The sequence below is a fragment of the Sphingopyxis sp. EU05-FHT14B03 genome (genome assembly GCF_058790875.1).
Map to the genome: position 1 here is coordinate 683,631 of NZ_JBYTDC010000002.1, position 15,680 is coordinate 699,310.

General features: G+C 65.9%; 14 protein-coding genes. 12 read left to right on the forward strand and 2 right to left on the reverse strand.

Annotation, left to right across the window (positions count from 1 at the left end; genetic code table 11):
• Complete coding sequence (locus AC3WS4_RS12415; protein ID WP_492738302.1) at nucleotides 1-780, reverse strand: enoyl-CoA hydratase/isomerase family protein; 780 nt, start codon at nucleotides 778-780, stop codon at nucleotides 1-3.
• Between the two features lie 84 nt (nucleotides 781-864).
• On the opposite strand from AC3WS4_RS12415, the gene AC3WS4_RS12420 reads away from it, so the two are divergent.
• The 10 genes from AC3WS4_RS12420 to AC3WS4_RS12465 all read left to right on the forward strand — a co-directional run bounded on the left by AC3WS4_RS12420 (nucleotide 865) and on the right by AC3WS4_RS12465 (nucleotide 12,319).
• On the forward strand, nucleotides 865-1,629 hold the full coding sequence (locus AC3WS4_RS12420) for an SDR family NAD(P)-dependent oxidoreductase (RefSeq protein WP_492738300.1): 765 nt from the start codon (nucleotides 865-867) through the stop codon (nucleotides 1,627-1,629).
• Nucleotides 1,626-2,390: an SDR family NAD(P)-dependent oxidoreductase gene (locus AC3WS4_RS12425; RefSeq protein WP_187139913.1), complete on the forward strand. Its 765-nt coding sequence runs from the start codon at nucleotides 1,626-1,628 to the stop codon at nucleotides 2,388-2,390. Before AC3WS4_RS12420 ends, AC3WS4_RS12425 begins: the two co-directional genes overlap by 4 nt.
• 8 nt (nucleotides 2,391-2,398) lie before the next feature.
• Nucleotides 2,399-3,883, forward strand: a complete 1,485-nt coding sequence (locus tag AC3WS4_RS12430) for a class I adenylate-forming enzyme family protein (protein ID WP_492738297.1) — start codon at nucleotides 2,399-2,401, stop codon at nucleotides 3,881-3,883.
• A 4-nt stretch (nucleotides 3,884-3,887) separates the two neighbouring features.
• Nucleotides 3,888-4,964 (forward strand): hypothetical protein, encoded by a 1,077-nt coding sequence (locus AC3WS4_RS12435; protein WP_492738295.1) that lies wholly within the window; start codon nucleotides 3,888-3,890, stop codon nucleotides 4,962-4,964.
• Nucleotides 4,961-5,782, forward strand: a complete 822-nt coding sequence (locus AC3WS4_RS12440; RefSeq protein WP_492738293.1) for an SDR family NAD(P)-dependent oxidoreductase — start codon at nucleotides 4,961-4,963, stop codon at nucleotides 5,780-5,782. The genes AC3WS4_RS12435 and AC3WS4_RS12440 overlap by 4 nt, the downstream gene beginning before the upstream one ends.
• Nucleotides 5,782-6,576 (forward strand): SDR family oxidoreductase, encoded by a 795-nt coding sequence (locus AC3WS4_RS12445; protein ID WP_492738291.1) that lies wholly within the window; start codon nucleotides 5,782-5,784, stop codon nucleotides 6,574-6,576. The genes AC3WS4_RS12440 and AC3WS4_RS12445 overlap by 1 nt, the downstream gene beginning before the upstream one ends.
• 24 nt (nucleotides 6,577-6,600) lie before the next feature.
• Nucleotides 6,601-7,395, forward strand: a complete 795-nt coding sequence (locus AC3WS4_RS12450; protein ID WP_492738289.1) for an SDR family oxidoreductase — start codon at nucleotides 6,601-6,603, stop codon at nucleotides 7,393-7,395.
• Nucleotides 7,396-7,404: 9 nt separating this feature from the next.
• Complete coding sequence (locus AC3WS4_RS12455; RefSeq protein WP_492738287.1) at nucleotides 7,405-8,424, forward strand: DUF2889 domain-containing protein; 1,020 nt, start codon at nucleotides 7,405-7,407, stop codon at nucleotides 8,422-8,424.
• 119 nt (nucleotides 8,425-8,543) lie between these two features.
• Nucleotides 8,544-10,961: a TonB-dependent receptor gene (locus tag AC3WS4_RS12460; RefSeq protein ID WP_162248576.1), complete on the forward strand. Its 2,418-nt coding sequence runs from the start codon at nucleotides 8,544-8,546 to the stop codon at nucleotides 10,959-10,961.
• 107 nt (nucleotides 10,962-11,068) lie between these two features.
• Entirely contained in the window at nucleotides 11,069-12,319 is a 1,251-nt protein-coding gene (locus AC3WS4_RS12465; RefSeq protein WP_492738284.1) for an MFS transporter, read from the forward strand.
• A gap of 112 nt (nucleotides 12,320-12,431) precedes the next feature.
• Here the strand turns inward: AC3WS4_RS12465 and AC3WS4_RS12470 are convergent, their stop codons facing one another.
• Complete coding sequence (locus tag AC3WS4_RS12470) at nucleotides 12,432-13,547, reverse strand: amidohydrolase family protein (protein WP_492738282.1); 1,116 nt, start codon at nucleotides 13,545-13,547, stop codon at nucleotides 12,432-12,434.
• 118 nt (nucleotides 13,548-13,665) lie between these two features.
• On the opposite strand from AC3WS4_RS12470, the gene AC3WS4_RS12475 reads away from it, so the two are divergent.
• Both AC3WS4_RS12475 and AC3WS4_RS12480 read left to right on the forward strand, forming a co-directional pair.
• Complete coding sequence (locus AC3WS4_RS12475; RefSeq protein WP_492738281.1) at nucleotides 13,666-14,388, forward strand: FadR/GntR family transcriptional regulator; 723 nt, start codon at nucleotides 13,666-13,668, stop codon at nucleotides 14,386-14,388.
• Nucleotides 14,385-15,611: an alpha/beta fold hydrolase gene (locus AC3WS4_RS12480; RefSeq protein ID WP_492738279.1), complete on the forward strand. Its 1,227-nt coding sequence runs from the start codon at nucleotides 14,385-14,387 to the stop codon at nucleotides 15,609-15,611. Before AC3WS4_RS12475 ends, AC3WS4_RS12480 begins: the two co-directional genes overlap by 4 nt.
• Nucleotides 15,612-15,680 lie beyond the last annotated feature (69 nt).

The window sequence follows — 15,680 nt, forward strand, 5'->3', positions numbered from 1 at the left end:
TTATTTCCCCTTGTAGCTCGGCGCGCGCTTCTCGCGGATCGCGGCGCGGGCTTCCTGATAATCCTCGGTCTTGAACAAATAGCTTTGCGCGTAGAGTTCGGCGCGGGTGCCGGTGCGGATCGTCGATCCGTGCGTCAGGTTGATCATCTCCTTCGCCAGCGCGAGGTTGATCGGCGGCTTGGCGGCGATATCGCGCGCCATCTCCAGCGCCTTCGCGTCGAGTTCCTCGGGTGCGACGACAAAATCGACCGCGCCCCATTCTAGCGCGGTCGCCGCGTCGATCTTCTGTCCGGTCATCACCATATATTTGGTCCGCGACGGCCCGATCAGCGCGGTCATCATCTGCGTCCCGCCGGTATCGGGCAAAACGCCGTACAGGATTTCGGGCAGCGCCATTTTCAGCGTCGTGTCGCTGACGCGGATATCGGCCGCGAGTGCCAGTTCGCACCCGCCGCCGATCGCGCCGCCCTTGACCGCGGCGATGATCGGCTTGGTCGATTCCTGCATTCTCAGCCGCCCTTCCTGATGCCGCCGCACGAAGTGGAAATCGCTCTCGTCGCGCGCGCGGTGCCCCAGCACATTGGTGTCGCGCCCCGAACAAAAGCTCTTGCCATTGGCGCGGATCAGGATCGCGCTCGACTCGGTTTCGTCGAGCGCTTCGCCGAGCAGTTTCTGGAACAGCGACGACATGTCGTCGTCCATCGCATTGTGCCGGTCGGGCCGGTTCAACGTCAGGATACGCAGCGCGCCTTCGCGCTCGCTCAGGATCAATTCGGACATGCCCGCTCCCATTTTCTTTGCGACGGGGCTTGCACGACATATATAACTAAGTCAATTACGTCGAACGATATGGGGAGAGACGAAATGGCGGAACTGAGCGGAAAGGCCGCGCTCGTCACCGGCGCATCGCGCGGCATCGGCGCCGCGATCGCGCGCCGACTCGGCATGGCCGGCGCGCATGTCGCGGTGAACTATGCCGGCAGCAAGGACGCCGCCGAAACGCTCGTCGCCGAAATCGTCGCGGCCGGCGGCCGGGCCTTTGCGGTGCAAGCCGATGTCGGGACGATGGCGGGTATCACATCGATGCTCGCAGCGTGCGACACCGCGTTCGGCGGGGCGCCCAATCTCGATATCCTCGTCAACAACGCCGGGGTCGGCGGCGAGGGCGACGAGGGCAGCCTAAAAAAATGCAGCGAGGAGCTGTTCGACCGCATGATCGCGGTGAACCAGAAGGCGCCGCATTTCATCACCCAGCTCTGCCTCGATCGCCTGCGCGACGGCGGGCGCATCATCAACATCGGCTCGCTCGGCGGGCGTTCGGCGCTGCCGCCCTTCGCCGCCTATGCCGCGACCAAGCGCGCGCTGCAGAGCCTGACCATGTCAACCGCGGTCGTCGTCGGCCCGCGCGGCATCACCTGCAACCTCGTCGCCCCCGGCGCGGTCGATACCGAATTCAACAAGACGCTGTCCGAAAAACCCGGCTGGGCCGAGGCGACGTCGAAGCTCACCCCGATGAAGCGTCTCGGCGTGCCCGACGACATCGCCGGCGCGGTGATGATGCTGTGCCGCGACGAAGCGCATTGGGTCACCGGCCAGATCGTCGAAGCCAGCGGAGGATTGTTTCTATGAGTGATTTTACCGGAAAGACCGCGCTCGTCACCGGCGGTTCGCGGGGCATCGGCGCCGCGATCGTGCGGCGGCTTGGGCAAGCGGGCGCGCATGTCGCGATCAACTATGCGGGGAGCAAGGACGTCGCCGATGCCCTTGCAGCGGAGATCGTCGCGGCGGGTGGCAAGGCCTTTGCGGTGCAGGCCGACGTCTCGACCCTCTCGGGCATCGAGGCACTGTTCACCGCCTGCGATGCGCAGTTCGGCGGCGCGCCCAATCTCGACTTCCTGATCAACAACGCCGGCGTCGGACGCAGCGGCCGTGACGGCACGCTCAAGGGCGCGGGCGAAGACCTGTTCGACGAATTGTTCGCGGTCAACGTCAAGGGTCCGCATTTCGTGACGCAGGCGGCGCTGTCGCGCCTTCGCGACGGCGGCCGCATCGTCAACATCGGGTCGATGTCGGGCAAGGTCGGTCAGCCCTTCGCCGCCAGCTATGCGATGACCAAGCGTGCGGTGCAGAGCCTGACCTTCTCGACCGCGCTCGCGGTGGCGAAACGCCAGATCACCTGCAACTGCGTCGCCCCCGGCGCGGTCGCGACCGACTTCATCACCGCGCTGCGCGACCAGCCCGGCTGGGACGAGGCGACCGCGAAGCACACCCCGATGGGCCGCCTCGGCGAGCCCGAGGACATTGCTGGCGCGGTGATGATGCTGCTCGGCGACGATGCCCGCTGGGTCACCGGCCAGATCATCGAAGCGAGCGGGGGACTCGCGCTGTAATGGCCTTGATGACCGACAAACTGCGCGCGATCATGGCGCTCGAACCCGATCGGACCCAGATCGATTTCGAGGGCGTCGATTACAGCTGGCGCCAGATCGCCGACAATGTGGGCGCGATCGAAGAGGCGCTGGGCGCGATGGGCCTGCCCGAGGATGCACGCGTCGGCGTGATGCTGCGCAACCGTCCCGGCCATGTCGCGGCGGCAGCGGCGGTGCTCTCGACCGATCGCTGCCTCGTCACGCTCAATCCGGTCCTGCCCGACGCGAGGCTGTTCGCCGACGTCGAAACGCTCCGCCTTCCCGTGGTCATCGCCGATGCCACCGATCTCGCCCGTCCCGGGCTCGCCGAAGCGCTGACCCGGGCCGGATCGGCGATCATCGAGATCGGCCCGCGCCTCGAAGGCGTGCGCGTGGTGCAGCGCGACATCCGCGCCGCGATCCAGACCTCGCCTGGTGTCGCGATCGAGATGCTGACCAGCGGCACGACGGGCACGCCGAAACGCGTGCCGCTGAGCCGCGACGCCTTCGACGCGAGCTTCCGCGGCTTCGCCAAATATGAACGCGGCAAGAGCTTCGACGATCCGCCCCGGCTCGGTTCGGGCTGTACGATGGTGGTCAACCCGCTGACCCATATCGGCGGCATCTATGGCTGCATCGGCGCGCTGATGGCGGGGCGCAAGATCGCGCTGCTCGAAAAATTCAGCGTCGACGCCTGGCTCGATGCGGTCCGCCGCCACCGGCCCGCCGTCGCTTCCGCCGTGCCCTCGGCGGTGCGTATGCTGCTCGACGCCGATGTCGATCCCGCCGACCTGTCGAGCCTCAAGTCGCTGATCTCGGGCACCGCCCCGCTGGCGCCCGAATTGGTCGATGCCTTCTACGCGCGCTACGGCATCCCGATCTGCAGCAATTATGGCGCGACCGAATTCGCCGGCGCGATCGCGGGCTGGACGATCGATGACTTTCATCGCCACTGGGCGGAAAAGCGCGGCGCGGTCGGCCGCGTTCACGCCAATATGGCGGCGCGTGTCGTCGATCCCGACAGCGGAGCGGAATTGCCCCACGGCACCGAAGGCCTGCTCGAACTCAAAGGCGAGCAGCTCGGCAACGGCCTGCGATGGCTGCGCACCACCGACCGCGCCGCGCTCGACAGCGACGGCTTTCTCTTCATCAAGGGCCGCGCCGACAATGCGATCATCCGCGGCGGCTTCAAGATCCACCCCGACGATGTCGTCCGCGCGCTCAATGACCATCCGGCGATCCGCGAGGCCGCCGTTGTCGGTATCTCCGACGATCGCCTCGGTTCGGTACCCGCCGCGGCGATCATCCTCAAGGAGGGGGCCGCCGCGCCCGCAACCGACGATCTCAAGGCGTGGCTCAAGGATCGGCTCATCGCCTATCAGGTCCCCGTCCATTTCCGCATCGTCCCCGATTTCCCGCGCACCCCGTCGATGAAGCCGTCGGCACCGGGGCTGCGCGCGTTGTTCGAGGGGTAGGTCGATGCCGATCCGCGTCATCGCCTGGGGCATGGGCTATCTCGGCAAACAGGGATTGCTCCAGATTCTCGGCGACCCCGCGCTGGAGCTTGTCGGCCTGCATGTCTCGGGCGAAGACAAACGCGGCCGCGACGCGGGGGAGATTGCCGGAACCGCACCCGTCGGCGTGATCGCAACCTCCGATGCCGCGGCGCTGCTCGCGCTCGGTGTCGACTGCCTCATCTATTTCGCCAGCACCGTCGGTCGTGACGATGAAGCGACCGCCGAAATCCTGCCCTTCCTCGCCGCCGGCACCAACGTCGTCAGCATCTCGCACTTCGACCTGCAATATCCCGCGCACGGCGACCCGCTCCATGTCGACCCGATCGTCGCGGCGTGCGAACGTGGCGGCAGCAGCTTCCTGCTCACCGGCGAGGAACCGGGCTTCGCCTTTGGCCAGCAACTTTTCGCGATCCTCTCGACCATCGCGCGGCTCGACGCGGTGCGGATCGTCGAGATGTCCGACGTCCAGGGCTATGGCGGCACCGACTCGCTGCTGATGTACGGTTTCAACGGCGACCCCGCGGTCGAGCCGCCGATGTTCACCAGCCAGGTCGGCGCGTCGTGGCACATCGCGACGCTCAAGGGCATTGCCGATTTCCTTGGCCTCGCGGTCGATCACATCGAACAGCAATGGGATTCGATCGCGGTCGACTATCCCATCGACACCGCGGCTTTCGGCGAGGTCGCCGCCGGGCGGACCGCCGCGACCCGCTGGCGCGTCACCGCGCATTGCCTCGGCCGACCGATGATCCGCTACGAGAAAATCCTGCGCCTCCACCACGCCGCCGCGCCCGAATGGGAAACGCCGGCGCTCGCGAAAGGCGCCGGGGTGACCCACAAAATCTTCGTCGAAGGGGCGCCCGAGGTCAGCGAGGAATTGCACCGCCCGCGCGGCACCTCGGCGACGCCGACGATCGCGGTCAACGCGGTGCCTTTCGTCTGCGCCGCGCCGCCGGGCGTGCTGACCCAGATGGACATCCCGCTGTTCCCGCCGCGCCAGTTCGGCAGCGACGGCACCGCACAAGGAGTAAGCGCATGAGCGAGAGCTTCGCTGGAAAATCGGTGATCGTGACGGGCGGCGGCAAGGGCGTCGGGCGCGGCGTCGCCAAGGCGTTCGCGGCGGCCGGCGCCGAGGTCATGCTCGGCGCACGCACCATCTCCTCGGCCCAGGATGTAAAGGCCGAGATCGAAAAGGCGGGCGGCATCGCCGAATGCTTCGCCGCCGACATCGCGCGCCACGCCGATTGCCGCGCACTCGTCGAGGCGACCGCGCAGGCGTTCGGCGGCGTCGATATCATCGTGCATGCCGCCGCCGACATTCCGCACGGCGGGCTCGGCCATGTTGACGACGAACGGCTCGAGGCGGGTTTCGCGAGCATCGCCAAGGCGGCATGGTGGCTGCTCGATGCCGCGCGGCCCTATCTGGGCAAAGCGCAGGACGGCGGCCGCTTCATCGCGATCGGTTCGGTCAACGGCACCTTCAACGTCGTCCCCAACATGACCGCTTATGGCATGGCCAAGGCGGCGCTCGACGCCTTCATCCGCGCCGCGGCGGGAGATGTGGTGAGGGAGGGGATCACCGTCAACGCGATCAACCCCGGCCTTGTCGCCAGCGACCGCGCGCGATCGGTGCTCGGCGATGAGGGGTTGGCGGCTTATGGTGCGACGGTACCGGTGGGGCGCGCCGGAACCCCCGCCGACATCGCCCATGCCTGCCTGTTCCTCGCCTCGGCGAAATCCGATTATATCACCGGGACGACGATCAAGATGGACGGCGGCTCGACCATCGCCGCCTCGCCCGGCCGCAACGATATTTTGCAGGAGCGGCTCAAGCTCCAGCAAGGAAAGGCACCCTGATGGACCTCGGGATTTCCGGCAAGGTCGCGCTCGTCTTCGGCGGATCGAAGGGTATCGGCCTCGGTTGCGCGCACGAATTCGCTCGCGAGGGCTGCCGCGTCGTCATCGCGGCGCGCACGCAATCAACGATCGACGCTGCGGTCGCTGAGGTGCAGGCGGCGGGCGGGCAGGCGATCGGCATCTCCGCCGACTGCACGACCAAGGACGGGATCGGGCAGGCGGTGCAGGCGGCGAGCACCGCCTTCGCGCCGCCCGACATCTTGATCTTCAACGTCGACTCCGGGCCGAAGGGTAGTTTCCTCGAGGTCGACGACGAGACCTTCGCCGCCGCGAACACCAACAATGTCATGGCGTTTCGCTGGGCGGTGCAGGCGGTGATCCCGCATATGCAGGAACAGGGCTGGGGGCGCATCCTCACCATTGGCACCAATTCGGTAAAGGCGCCGCACCGCAAGCTCGCGCGCGCGGCGCAGAACACCTACCGCGTCGGCGCGCTCGCGCTGTCGAAAACGATCTCGGCCGAACTCGGCCCGATGGGGATCACCGTCAACACGCTCGGCACCGGCGCGATCGCGACGCCGCAGTTCAAGGAGGTCTTCACCAGGATCGCTGCGGCGCAGGGCCAGACATATGACGAGCATATCGCGGAGCGCACCAGCGCCTATCCGATCCCGCGCATGGGCACGCCACAGGATATGGCGGCGGCGGCCGCCTTCCTCTGTTCCGACCGCGCGGGGTTCATTACCGGCCAGGTGCTGGTGATCGATGGTGGCAATCTCGAAGTTCTGCAGTAACGATTAGCAATCAAAGGATATGACATGAAACTGGGACATGACATTGCGGCGGTGGTGACGGGCGGCGCCTCGGGCCTTGGCCGCGCGAGCGCCGAGGCGCTGGCGGGCGAAGGGGTCAAGGTCGCGATCTTCGACGTCAACGAGGAAGGCGGCAAGGCCGTCGCCGACGCGATCGGCGGCGTCTTCTGCAAGGTCGATATCACCAGCGAGGACAGCGTCGTCGCCGGCTATGAAGCCGCCCGCGCCGCGCACGGCCAGGAACGCATCCTCGTCCATTGCGCGCAAATCTCGAAGGGCGGCAAGACCGTCCGCTTCGACAAGACGAGCGGCGGCTATGTTCGCTATTCGACCGACGATTATGCCTTCTCGGCGCAGGGCATCCTGATCGCCAGCTATCGCCTCGCCTCGCTCGCCGCGCTCGGCATGGCGAACGCCGATCCGCTGAACGAGGATGGCGAACGCGGCGCGATCGTGCTGACCGCGTCGGCGGCGGCGCAGGACGCCCAGATCGGACAGGTCGGCTATGGCTCGCTGAAGGCAGGGGTGAACGGCCTCGTCCTGCCGCTGGCGCGCGACCTGATGGACCTGGGTATTCGGGTCAATTCCATCATGCCCGGCATCTTCGCGACCCCGCCGATGCTCGCGGTCAAGGATCGCGCGCCCGCGATCTTCGAAGGCCTCGCCGCCTCGGTGCCCTTCCCGAAGCGCCTCGGCCACCCGCACGAGTTCGGCAGCCTCGTCCTCGAACTCGCGCGCAACGGCTATTTCAACGGCCAGACCCTGCGCCTCGATGGCGCGATCCGGATGCCCCCCAAATAGGATGATGACTTGAACGCACCCCAGCAATTCCCCTTCGCGCGCCAGTCGGCGGGACCCGCGCCGCTTCGCCGGCCGGGGTCGATTCGCCGCACCAGTTCGATCGATTCGGACTGGCCCGACGGCTTCGGCCAGCCATGGATCATGTCCGGCGCTGCGCGCGACCTGCTGACGCCGTTCGAAGGCGAAGCGGTCGTGCTCGACAGCGGCGCGTTCCGCATTCGTACCTCGCCGCTACGCGAGATCGTCGAGATCGAGGTCGCGCCGCTCCATCCGCGCGCGCAGGAGCTGGTCGGGGTGCGGGCAGGGGGCGCGAGCCGGCAGGCGCTGGCCGCCACCCTCGGCGACCTGCGCGGCACGCCGCTGTTCCAGGTCCTCGACGATTTCGCCGGCGCCAGCCTCGTTGCCGGATGGATCTGGTCGCGCTGGACCGACGACTGGCATGCGCGCATGGCGAGCCAGAAGCTCAAGTCGACCGCGGGCAACAAGGGCCGCATGGTCAATATCTGCACCGGCTTTACCGAGGGCGGCAGCTCGCTGACCGACGACGGCATGGTCGACCACAGCGACCAGTCGGCGACCGAGGTCGGGCCGCTCGCCAACCCCGACGATCCCGTCGGCTGGCACGATATGCCGGTGCAGGAGGGGCGCCCGCTCGCGCGTCGCGCCCGACGGATCGACCTGTGGCGCGCCGAGGGCGTGCTCAAGGTCGACGCCGGGTTCCAGGACAGCGGCCCCAATCCGGGCGGCACGCGCACCGCGATCCACGAATATCGCGTCTATGCCGAAATCGACGAGGCCGACGGCACGCTGCTCGCGCTGCAGGCGCTGCCGCTGATCCTGCCGTTTCGCGAATGTCCCGGCGCTTCGATGAAGGCGGCGCGGATGGTCGGGCAAAATGTCGGCGAATTCCGCCAGTCGGTGCTCGACACGCTCGTCGGCACGATCGGCTGCACCCACCTCAACGACGTGCTGCGCGCGCTCGCCGACGTGCCCGCGCTCGCAGCGATGTTGCCGAAAAGCCACGATTGACACCGTTTCCGTAGCGTTTCGTGACAATGTGACGCAATCCACTTGTCTGACGTGTTAGACTTAGTTATACAACTGACGAAGCGAGGACGCCAGGAAGCCTCGCGGGGAGGATGTTGACCATGATTTTCAAGCAGAAGCGCGATTCGGCCCGAATGCTCGCCGCGGTATCGCTGGCGGCCATTGCCCTGTCGTCGACCCCGGCCTTTGCCCAGGCCACCACCCAGCCTGCCGCCGAAGAGACGCAATATGACGATGATGCCATCGTCGTCATCGGCATCACCAAGCAGGATGCCAACATTCAGGATACGCCGATCGCGATCACCGCATTCAGCGGTGAGAAGCTGACCGAACAGGGCATCAACAAGGTCGACGAAATCGCGACCTTCACCCCCGGCTTCAACATTCGCGGCGCCGGCAACAACCCGACCGCGCTGACGCTGTCGATGCGTGGCCAGATCCAGGTCGACAATATCGCGACGCTCGAACCGTCGGTCGGCACCTATCTCGACGAACTCTATATCGCGCGCGCCTATGGCCTGAACACCGAACTCGTCGACGTCGAAAGCGTCCAGGTGCTCAAGGGTCCGCAGGGTACGCTGTTCGGCCGCAACACCTCGGCCGGCGCGGTGCTGATCCAGACCGCCAATCCGCGCTACGGCGAAGTTTCGGGCAAGGTCAGCGCGACCTATGGCCGTTTCGACGAACGCACCGGCCAGGCCGTCGTCAACCTTGGCCTGTCGGACGAGTTCGCGATCCGCGGCGCGATCTATTATCAGAAGCGCGACGGCTACAAGACCGATGTCGACACCGGCAAGAAATATGAAGGCCGCGAGACGATCAACGGTCGCCTCAAGCTCGGCTGGAAGCCGACCGACACGTTCGAGGTGATCCTGTCGGGCGAATGGTATGATACCGACATCGACGGCCCGGCCCGCCAGAACCTCTTTTTCAACGCACCGGCCGCCTTCGGCCCCGCCAAGCCGATCGTCGACGGCATCGCCGCGACCGACCGCGCACAGTTCGGCGGCAACCCGAACCTGGTGTCGATCACGCCGCCCTCGGCGGTCATCGGCGCCGACCCGCGCGGCATCTTCAACAAGACCAAGACCCAGACCTTCTCGGCGAAGTTCATTCTCGACACGAGCTTCGGCCAGGTGCGCTGGATCAACGGCTATCGTGGTATCCAGAGCGAGAATCTCGTCGATCTCGACGGGTCGAGCTTCGCCGGTCACTTTACCGGCGGCACGCAGGACCTGAAGCAATATTCGTCCGAACTGCAGCTCACCGGAACGGGCTTGGACGATCGGCTGAACTTCGCGACCGGCCTAACCTATTTCCGCGAAACCGGCTTCGATCAGTCGCGCTCGAACCTGTTCAACGGGAAGTTCACGGCCGGTCCGACGGTTCCGGCGCAATATGTCGGCCGCACGAGCTGGTCGAACTTCTCCGGCGCGCTCGATAACGACAGCTTCGGGCTGTACGGCCAGCTCAACTACAAGCTGACCGATCGCTTCCGCGTTACCGGCGGCCTGCGCTATTCGATCGACGACAAGCGCGTGACCACCCAGACGGGCGACGTCGTCGACAACACCGACGAATTCGTGCGCTGCACGCCCTCGACGGTGGCGCTGCCCTGCCTGCGTTCGCGACAGAAGACCTTCTCGAACCTGTCCTATACCGCCGGCGTCGATTATGATGTCAGCGACGATATCCTGCTCTATGCCAAGCACAGCAAGGGCTATCGCTCGGGGGCGATGCAACTGCGCACGGTGACGCTCGCGGACTCGATCCCGGCCGAACCCGAACTGGTCTACGAACAGGAACTCGGCGCCAAGCTCACCTTCATGGACGGCCGCGGCAAGTTTAACGTCGCGGGTTATCACAACGTCGTGAAGGGCGCGCAGCGCAGTCCCGTTCTCGCACCGAACGGCATCAGCCAGACGGTGATTGAAAATGCCGACACCGAAACCTGGGGCGTCGAGATCGACACCTCGTTCGAGGTCGTCGACGGCTTCACCATCTTCGCCAACGGCGCGCTGACCGATCCCAAATATACGCGCTACGAGGGCAAGGCGCTGGCCGGCAGCCCGCCGAACCAGACGATCGTGACGGTCGACAAAAAGGATTATCTGCTCGTCGGCATCGTCAAGAAGCAATTCTCGGTCGGCGCCAACTTCAAGCAGGATCTCGGCGGCGTCGGTCTCGATGCCAACATCGTCTATGCCTGGCAGGGCAAGATGCCGCAGATCGACATTCCGACGAACATGTTCACCTCGACCGGACCCGGCGGCCTTGCACTGACGCAGGCTCAGGCCGATCAGGTCGCGGCGGTTGCGCAGTCGGGCTCGCTCGGCATCCTCAATGCGCGCGTCGCGGTGAGCTTCGGGCCGGAGAAGAACTTCGAGCTGGCGCTGTGGGGCAAGAACCTGACGGGCGATCAGGAACAGCAATACACGCTTTTGCTGAGCAACATCTACATCGGCACCTCGTACAACGAACCGCGCAGCTACGGCGTGACGGGGACTTTCAAATTCTAAGGACCACAGGGCGCTCCTAGGAGCATTGGGGGAGGGACGGCTTGCCGGACCTCCCTCTTTTTTTGCCCGGGATTTTTAGACCTTCGTCCCCCCGCGAAAGGAAGAATATGTCTTCGGAAACCAGCAACCGCCGCGGCCTCACGCTGACCCTGCTCATCATCGTCGCGATCCTCAGTTACGTCGATCGCCAGGTTTTCACGTTGTTCCAGGACGACATCAAGGTCGAGCTCGGCCTCGATGACGGCCAGCTCGGGCTGCTTACCGGCATCGCTTTCGCCGCCTTCTACGCGATCGCCGCCTTCCCGATCGCGCGCTACGCCGACCGCGGCGACCGCCGCCTCGTCATCGCGGTGTGCGTCTCGATCTGGAGCGCCGCGACCGCGCTCTCGGCCTTCGCGAACAGCTTTGTCCAGATGCTGCTCGCGCGCATCGGCCTTGCCGCGGCCGAGGCGGGGGCCGGACCTGCGGGCATGTCGCTGCTCACCGACATCTTCCCCAAGGACCGCCGCACGACGATCATCTCGGTGATGCTCGCCGCCAACGCCATCGGCCTGTCGGGCGGCCTCGCGCTCGCCGGCTGGCTGTCGCAATGGTATGACTGGCGCACCGTCTTCCTGATCGTCGGCCTGCCCGGCATCGGCGTCGGGCTGCTCGTCTATCTGCTCGCCGCCGAGCCGCGTCGCCGCGGCGTCGTTCAGCCCGTCGCGCCGCCGCAGACCAGCCTTGGCGAGGTCCTCCGCACCATGGCCGCCAGCACCTCGCTGCGCTGGGTCGGGCTGCTGCTCTGCATGGTCCCGCTCACGGGCTTCGCCTTCATCCTGTGGGGCGCCTCCTTCTTCCAGCGCGTCCATGGCATGGACAAGACCGAGACCGGCTTCTGGCTCGGCGGCGCGATGGCGGCGGGGCTGGTGATCGGCAATCTCGTCGCAGGATGGGTCAGCGATCGTTATGGCAAGGCGGACCCGCGCTTCAATGGCTGGTTCGCCGGGATCGGCCTGCTGGTCAGCTTCCCCTTCGGCGTCGGCTTCGCGCTCGCGGGCAACGCCTATGTCGCGCTCGCCTGTTTCGTCGTCGTGAAGTTCATGATGACGCTCCACCTCGGTCCGATCATCGCGCTCTGCTTCGCGCAGGTTCCGGTCCAGATGCGCGCGATGATGTCGGCGACGATCAACATGTTCATCGGGCTGGCCGGCGTCGGGCTGGGCGGTACCGTCGCCGGCTATCTCAGCAAGGCCTTCACGCCGGGCTATGGCGAGCTGTCGCTGCAACCGTCGCTGGCGATCCTGTCGGGATGTCTGCTGGTTGGGGGAATTGCCGCGATCATGGCGGGGCGGACCGCGAAGCCGCTGGCGGAGTAAGCTTCTAAAGCCTCGTCATTGCGAGCGGAGCGAAGCAATCCAGAGCTGGCCTAAACCCGCCCTGGATTGCTTCGCTCCGCTCGCAATGACGAAGTGAATTGGGCGATGCCCGTCAGGCCGCGACCCGCTCGCTCGTCGCCACCTGCGGCTCCAACCCGAACAGACGCGCCGCGTTCAGCCCCAGGATGTTCCGCCGCACCTCGTCGCTGACCTCCATGCCCTCGAACAGTTCGTCGATGATCCGGCGGCTGATCGGGAAGGTGCCTTCGGCGTGCGGATAGTCCGACCCCCACATGACATTTTTCGCCCCCGGCAATCCCGCCGACGCCGATGCGATGCACGCGCGATCGTGCTGAAAGCTCGCCCAGATCTGGTCGTCGACGATCTGGCTCGGCGAGCGCGTCAGCTTCGGAAACACGAAATTCGCATGCGCCACCGACACCTCGTCCATCCGCTCGGCCAGCGCGACGAGCCAACTCGCGCCGCTCTCGATAAACGCGACCTTGGCGCCCGGATTGCGGTCGAGCACCCCGCCCGACACCAGATACATCGCGCTGTGCTGCGCATCGTTCATCTGGTTGGTGTAGTTGATGATTCCCGCGCCGGGACCGCGCTCGACGATCACGCTTTCGAGGCCCGTGCCCGTGTGCATCACGAACACGATGCCGAGCGCTGCCCCCTTGGCAAAGATCGGGTCCCACGCGTCGCTGTTATATTTGGGCAGTCCCGGCGGCGTCACCGCGGGCAGCATCGCCGCGGTAAAACCTTTCGACGCCAGATAGTCGAGTTCAGCCAGCGTGTTCGAAAAATCGAGCACCGGCAACATGCCGCACCGTACGAAGCGGTTCGGATGGCCACCGAGAAAGCTGTCGTTCCAATCATTGTACAGCCGCGCCGACGCCGCTTCGGCTTCGGGATTGTCGAGGCAATAGAGCCACAGGCCGAGCGAGGGGAAACAGATTTCGCTGTCGATCCCCTCCATCTCCATATCCTCGAGCCGTCCCGGAATTTCCCTTATGCCCTTGCGCTGCGCATCGCCGAGCTGCTTTTCGCGATGCTGCCCGACGCGCAGGCGATAGATGATCTTGTCCTTGGTCCCGGTGACCAGATATTCGCCCTCCATCCGTGCATGGATCGCATGATCCTTGAGCGCGGCGGGCAGGCCGTCGAGGAAGATATCGGCCGGTTCCATGATGTGGCTGTCGGCGCTGAACACAAAGGGTTTCATCACAGTCTCCTGTCGACTCGCTATCGGTCTTTGCGACATTAAAAGATACCTAGTTATATAAGTCAAGCGGCTCTTGTGGTAGACATTGCGGCAAAGGGCGAATAAATAGATATCTGTTATGGCAACAAGCTCCGAACTCCGCCGCCCCAGCGAAACCCTCGCCAGCCGTACCGCGCGCGACCTTGCAAATCTCAGCCTTGCCGCCGATCCGGGCACGCACCTCGGCGCCGAGGACGATCTGCTCGCGCGTTTCGGGGTCAGCCGCCCGACGCTCCGCCAGGCCGCGAAGCTGGTCGAGCGCGACCGCCTGATCAGCATCCGCCGCGGCGCGCAGGGCGGCTATTATGCCGAGCGCCCCGACGCGCGCGACGCGATTCACTCGCTCGCGCGGTTCCTGCGCATGAAGGGCGCGCATCTCGGCCATGTCATCCAGGTCACCCGTCCAGTGTCCGAAGAGGCTGCCGTCGCCGCCGCGCGGCTCCGCAGTGCTGCCGATGTCGAAGCGTTGCAGACCTTCGTCGGCACGATCGACGCGCGCGATACACCGCGCGAACTGATCGCGGCCGAGGTCGAAATGGCGCGTCTGATCTCGGGCATGAGCGGCAATCCGGTCGTCGAGCTGATCCTCGAAATCGGCTACAGCTTTGGCCTCGACGAACGCGGCAGCGACCTCTACGCCGATCCTGACCGGCGCGAACGCACGCGCGCCATGCAGCGCAGCCTGTGTACGGCGATCATCGACGGTGATGCCGATATCGCCCGGCTGATGATGCGGCGCCGGTCGGACCAGTTCGACGCATGGCTGCACCTGACCGGAGCGGCAAAGAAGGATCAGGCATGAGCATCGTTGAGTATCGCGGCTTTGCAGGTGTTCGGCTCGAGGCCGAGGTGATCGGCGCCGAAAACGACCCGGCGGTGCTGCTGCTCCACGGCGCCGGGCAAACGCGCGCGGTATGGTCGGGGGTCGCGGGCGCGCTCGAACAGGCCGGGCGCCGCGTCATCAGCCTCGATCTGCGCGGTCATGGCGGCAGTGAATGGCCCGAGGATGCGCGCTATGATTTCGAGGCGCTGGTGGAGGATCTGCGCGCCGTGCTCGCACAAATGGGCACGCGCCCCGTCGTCGTGGCCTCGACGCTCGGCGGCTGGATTGCTAGCGCCGCGCTCGAACGCGATGCGGCGGTGCTCGCTTCGGGCCTCGTCCTCGTCGACTCGCCGGTCCACGTCGATCCCGTCCTCGCGCAGCGCGTCGGCGATCGTCTCCGCGAAGCCGCCACGCTCGCGCCGGGGCAGGCGCAATGGGACGTCCGCCTGTTCGACACGCTCGACACCTCGGCGATGGCCGACCGGCTCGACGGCGTCGCCGCCAAGATCGCGCTGCCGACGCTCTATGTGCGCGGCGCGATCAGCGAGCTGGTCTCAAAGGGCGATGCCGCCGCTTTCGTCGCCCAGCTTCCCGATGGCGAACTCGTCGAGGTCGAGAATAGCGCGCTCGTCGTCACCGACGACCGCGCCGACGCGCTCGGCGGCTATCTCATCGATTTCCTCGAACGCCGCGCCCCGCGCGGTTCGCCCGAATTTCGCGCCGGCAGCGATGCGCGCACCTTCCGTGACGCGCTCGGTTGTTTCGCGACCGGGGTCACCGTCGTCACCGCGATGTGCCCCGACGGCACCCCGATCGGGCTGACCGCGAACAGCTTCACCTCGGTCTCGCTCGACCCGCCGTTGCTGCTCGTCTGCATCGCCAACAATGCCGGCAGTGCGCCCTATCTTCGCGACGCCGAACGCTTCGCGGTCAATGTGCTCCAGATCGGCCAGCAGCCGACCTCGAATCGCTTCGCGGGCAAGGGCGAGGATCGCTTCGGCGTCACCCCATGGGAAGTTGGTGAATATGGCACCCCGGTGCTCACCGGGTCGCTCAGCAGCTTCGAATGTTCGCGGGACGCGGTGCACGACGGCGGCGACCATTTTCTCCTTGTCGGGCGCGTGCTCAAGGCCATTTTCGAACCGCGTCGTGACCCCTTGCTCTATTTCCGCGGCAAGTATCGCAAACTCCATTTCGCTTGACGGCTGGACAATATGGCCTAGGCATCATATCCAACCTAGTTAGATAACTAGAGCCTTTTCTAGCCGGGC